The sequence below is a fragment of the Pseudoalteromonas sp. genome, assembly GCF_041629635.1.
GTDB lineage: Bacteria > Pseudomonadota > Gammaproteobacteria > Enterobacterales > Alteromonadaceae > Pseudoalteromonas.
In genome coordinates, this window is sequence record NZ_JBFKMX010000217.1 from 1 (window position 1) to 3858 (window position 3858).

Genomic DNA, 3858 nt, shown 5'->3' on the forward strand with positions numbered 1-3858 from the left:
CGAAAACGTGGTTACACCCGAACAGCAGTATTATGGGAAGGTATTTTTGGTTGGATGAATCAGGGCTACCCAGTAAGGCGCGGTGATATTGAAGGGGTAAGTGACTAGCGTGTGCTTATGTTTAATTCAGCAGCGCTAACGCTTAAAAGGCACGTCGGCAGAGTTGCCGACGTGTGGTTTAATCTTAAATTAAACCGGTAGAATGCTTGCTAATGCCTGACTAAAATCAGTCACTTCAAGCTCAACAATATCGCCTTCTTCAGCCCAGTTTACGCCAATAACAATATCGTCTTCTTTAAGATCTTCTAACCAGTAGTCGAGCCAATCGTTAATTGAAATTTCACTTGGTTCAAACTCTTGCCATTCTTGCACACAATGCACCTGAGCCAATTCTTTTGTTGACCAAACAGGCATTACTTCTGCATTTTCAAAGTTTGGAGAATCTAAAACTACCCAATCTTCACTGGCTTTGTCTTGCAATGCCCATATTGACTGAGCTGTTTTACTTTGAGTTAAAAATTCCGCGAGAATTTCACGTTGATTCGTTTCACTCATATTTATCTCCACTATCTATAATGACTTTTGCGAGAGTATACCCTTTATATGACAAAATTATCGCACTGTTATGGTGTAAACATGTTTTTTCTCTCTTTTAAGCTCACCTTTGAATCACTTTGTAACAGATTTTTTATTTCCTTTAGCCAATGTATTTTTTACTCTACTTGTAAACAATTTAGGGAAGAGCTATGAAAGATCTACAAAAATTAGTTGGCAGCCTAAATAAATCAGGTGCATTAAGTGGCTTTTTAGGTGGCGTGGCAGGCGGTGGATTAACCAGCTTGCTTGGTGGTAAAAAGTCGAAAAAGATGGGGTCAAAAGCGGTTAAGTACGGTGCCCTTGCCGCCGTTGGCGGACTTGCTTGGAAAGCCTATCAACAATACAGTGAAAAAAGCAGTAGCGCACAACAAGCGGCTGATAAAAAAACCTTTGATGAGGCAATGCAACAGCGTCAAGGGGCGAATCGCTATCAATTTGAACCTGCTACTATGCAGCAGCAAACGTTTGAGCACGTGGTAGAAGATGAAACAGGGTGTGGCCAATTACTGCTTATGCGCGCGATGATTGCTGCGGCATATGCCGATGGTCATATTGATGAAAACGAAAGGCAAAAAATCTTTGTGCAAGTTGAGCAAATGACATTATCAATGAACGAAAAAGCCATGTTATTTGATGAGCTTAGAAAGCCAATGAGCTTATCTGAGCTTGTGGCTGCAGTACCCAATGCGCATACCGGTATTGAAGTGTATGCTGCCAGTGCCAGTGCCATTGATTTAAACCAACAAATTTCACAGCAATACTTACAAACGCTGGCAAATCAATTGTGTTTACCACGGGAATTAGTCAATAACATTCATCAGCAAATCGCACACAGTGAATAGTTATTAAATAAAAAAACCAGAGGTTACCTCTGGTTTTTTATTTATATTCAAAGCTTTTTATTTTTTCAGCGGCTTATAGTCATATTTTTGCCCTGCAATGGCTGCTTCATACATTAAGCCACCTTTGGCGAGCGTCATTACTGCCATGCCTTTACGATAAATCGCCTTATTTTGTTTGGTAGAATCTGCATCCGTACCAACACTTGAACTGACACCTGTAGAGCCTGCTTGCGCTTGTGCAGCTGCGGTAATGGCAACTGCCGATGCGCCTGCGCCAAATTCGAAATTGCCTGAGGTAAATTCATCAAACGCACGTTTATCTTTGAAAAAGATGATTTGGCTATAGGCTTGACCACCTGCTTGAAAACCAAGCGATAATTGGCTCATACTTGTTTTGCCAACAGCTTTGCCTTGCTTGTAGACTTTGCCTTTACCATAGGCTGCCCCAACACCTAAACCACCTTTACCTATGGTTGGAAACACCGCGTAACCGTAGGTATTATCAAAAAAGGGTTTTGCAGCTGCCGATTGGCGAAAGTTATTAATTGTACTTTGATAGTAGTCGGCTTTTGCCACTGTGCTTAAGCTTATTAAACACAGTGACAATAAAACGGTTAAAATCTTACCCATGTTTTGTCTCCTTTTCGTAACACTCGAACACACTTACCTAAAGGTAAGCGTTAATTAATCACTTTTTCGATTTTGCCATTGTGATAGGCATATTTTACCGAAGCTTTTTTATTGCTGATTAAACGAGTAAACAATACGCTCAGCGAAATAAACAGCACCACGGTTAACCAAACAAACAGTACAACCGGTAATATAATTACAGCTAAAACGATAGATAAGATGACTGTTAGGGCTAAATATAGCTTAGATTGAAACATTGTTTTGTTCATAACGGTTTCCTTGTGTTGTAGTGCTATTTTTAATCACGTTAACTTAATCTAGGCTTAATATTTATTTGTTTAATTACACTGTTTTTTTTATGCTTTGCGCATTATTAATTACGTCACCTTATTGATGTTTATGTTTAGTATTTTTAAAACCTTCTTTTTGCTTGGATGGGTCAGTTTTGGCGGGCCCGCAGCCCATATTGGCTATTTTAGGAAAACCTTTGTTGAAAAGTATAAATGGTTGAGTGATGACGAATATGGCCAATTGATTGCACTTAGCCAGTTTTTGCCAGGCCCGGGGTCAAGCCAGGTAGGGTTTGCTCTAGGCTATAAACGCGGTGGTTTAGCTGGCGCTATCGCCGCATTTATTGGCTTTACGCTGCCTTCGGTCGTCATTATGGTATTGCTGGCAACTGTGGCAAGTTCACTTACTGATAATTCCCTGTTTAATAGTATTGTTCATGGATTAAAACTATTGGCGGTATTGGTGGTTGCCGATGCGGCTTGGGGCATGTTTAACAGTTTTTGTAAAAGTAAACTCACGGCATTATTGTGTTTTGTTACCGCTGTAGTGCTTTTGTTAGTACCGAGTATCACATCGCAGTTTATTGTTTTATTATTTGCGGCATTTATCGGTGCCGTAGCACTGAAAGGGACTAATACGACTAATACACATTCATTTAAACCCAATATTGTGCCATTACTTGGCTTTTTGATTTTTCTACTTGGCTTACCATTTGTGAGTTTTTTTGCCCCTGAAATTGCCCTTTTTAATGATTTTTATCAGGCTGGCAGTTTAGTGTTTGGTGGCGGCCATGTGGTATTGCCGTTATTGCAAAATATTGTCGGTGATAAGCTATCGCAAGACGCGTTTATTACCGGCTATGCGGCAGCACAAGCAGTTCCTGGCCCGATGTTTACCTTTGCAACTTACATCGGTTATCAGCTATTTGAAAACGCGCCAATTACCGGAGCATTAATCGCTACACTTGCCGTGTTTTTACCTGGGTTTTTATTGTTGCTTGCGGTGTTAAAAGACTGGCAAATTCTTGCAGCAAAGCCACGTGTTGCAGGTGCCCTTGCAGCGGTTAATGCTGCTGTTGTGGGCTTACTGATAGCTGCACTTTATCAACCTATTTTTATCAGTGCGGTTGAAGCACCAAAAGATATTGCCATGCTAATTGTAGGCGTATTTTTACTTAAGCAACTTAAGTTACCGATTATCGCTTTAGTACTCTGCTTTATGCTCGGTGGTGCTGTACTGCCTTATATTTAAAAGTACTAACCGCTGCTATTGATTGCGCTCGCATAAAATTTAACTTATGCTGGCGCTTTTTTGGTTAGTCCATATGATTTGTTCTCAATGCCAAGCCACATTTTCGTGTACCAGTAAAGAAGGCAATTGTTGGTGCTTTTCTCTACCAACAATTTTACCTGTTAAAGACACGCAAGGCTGCCTATGCAAAGACTGTTTAATTGACAAAATTAACGCTGAGCTTGAGGTTTTGTATAAGACGAAAACA

Annotated in this window: 5 protein-coding genes; 2 read left to right on the forward strand and 3 right to left on the reverse strand. The window is 40.4% G+C overall.

Annotation, left to right across the window (positions count from 1 at the left end; genetic code table 11):
• Positions 1–189 precede the first annotated feature (189 nt).
• Positions 190–555: a DUF2750 domain-containing protein gene (locus tag ABYD77_RS18215; RefSeq protein ID WP_372771514.1), complete on the reverse strand. Its 366-nt coding sequence runs from the start codon at positions 553–555 to the stop codon at positions 190–192.
• 191 nt (positions 556–746) lie between these two features.
• Between ABYD77_RS18215 and ABYD77_RS18220 the strand changes: the two genes are divergently transcribed.
• Entirely contained in the window at positions 747–1439 is a 693-nt protein-coding gene (locus ABYD77_RS18220) for a tellurite resistance TerB family protein (protein ID WP_372771515.1), read from the forward strand.
• A 57-nt stretch (positions 1440–1496) separates the two neighbouring features.
• Here ABYD77_RS18220 and ABYD77_RS18225 read toward each other — a convergent pair whose 3' ends face one another.
• On the reverse strand, positions 1497–2069 hold the full coding sequence (locus ABYD77_RS18225; RefSeq protein WP_372771516.1) for a YSC84-related protein: 573 nt from the start codon (positions 2067–2069) through the stop codon (positions 1497–1499).
• A 50-nt stretch (positions 2070–2119) separates the two neighbouring features.
• Entirely contained in the window at positions 2120–2338 is a 219-nt protein-coding gene (locus tag ABYD77_RS18230; RefSeq protein ID WP_372771517.1) for a hypothetical protein, read from the reverse strand.
• 130 nt (positions 2339–2468) lie between these two features.
• Between ABYD77_RS18230 and chrA the strand changes: the two genes are divergently transcribed.
• Positions 2469–3611 (forward strand): chromate efflux transporter, encoded by a 1143-nt coding sequence (chrA, locus tag ABYD77_RS18235; protein ID WP_372771518.1) that lies wholly within the window; start codon positions 2469–2471, stop codon positions 3609–3611.
• The last annotated feature ends 247 nt before the right edge of the window (positions 3612–3858 follow it).

Excerpts from the sequence above, each read along its gene's own strand:
- ABYD77_RS18220 (WP_372771515.1), top strand. The coding sequence starts at position 747 with ATGAAAGATCTACAAAAATTAGTTGGCAGCCTAAATAAATCAGGTGCA.
- ABYD77_RS18230 (WP_372771517.1), bottom strand. The coding sequence starts at position 2,338 with ATGAACAAAACAATGTTTCAATCTAAGCTATATTTAGCCCTAACAGTC.
- ABYD77_RS18215 (WP_372771514.1), bottom strand. The coding sequence starts at position 555 with ATGAGTGAAACGAATCAACGTGAAATTCTCGCGGAATTTTTAACTCAA.
- ABYD77_RS18225 (WP_372771516.1), bottom strand. The coding sequence starts at position 2,069 with ATGGGTAAGATTTTAACCGTTTTATTGTCACTGTGTTTAATAAGCTTA.
- chrA (WP_372771518.1), top strand. The coding sequence starts at position 2,469 with ATGTTTAGTATTTTTAAAACCTTCTTTTTGCTTGGATGGGTCAGTTTT.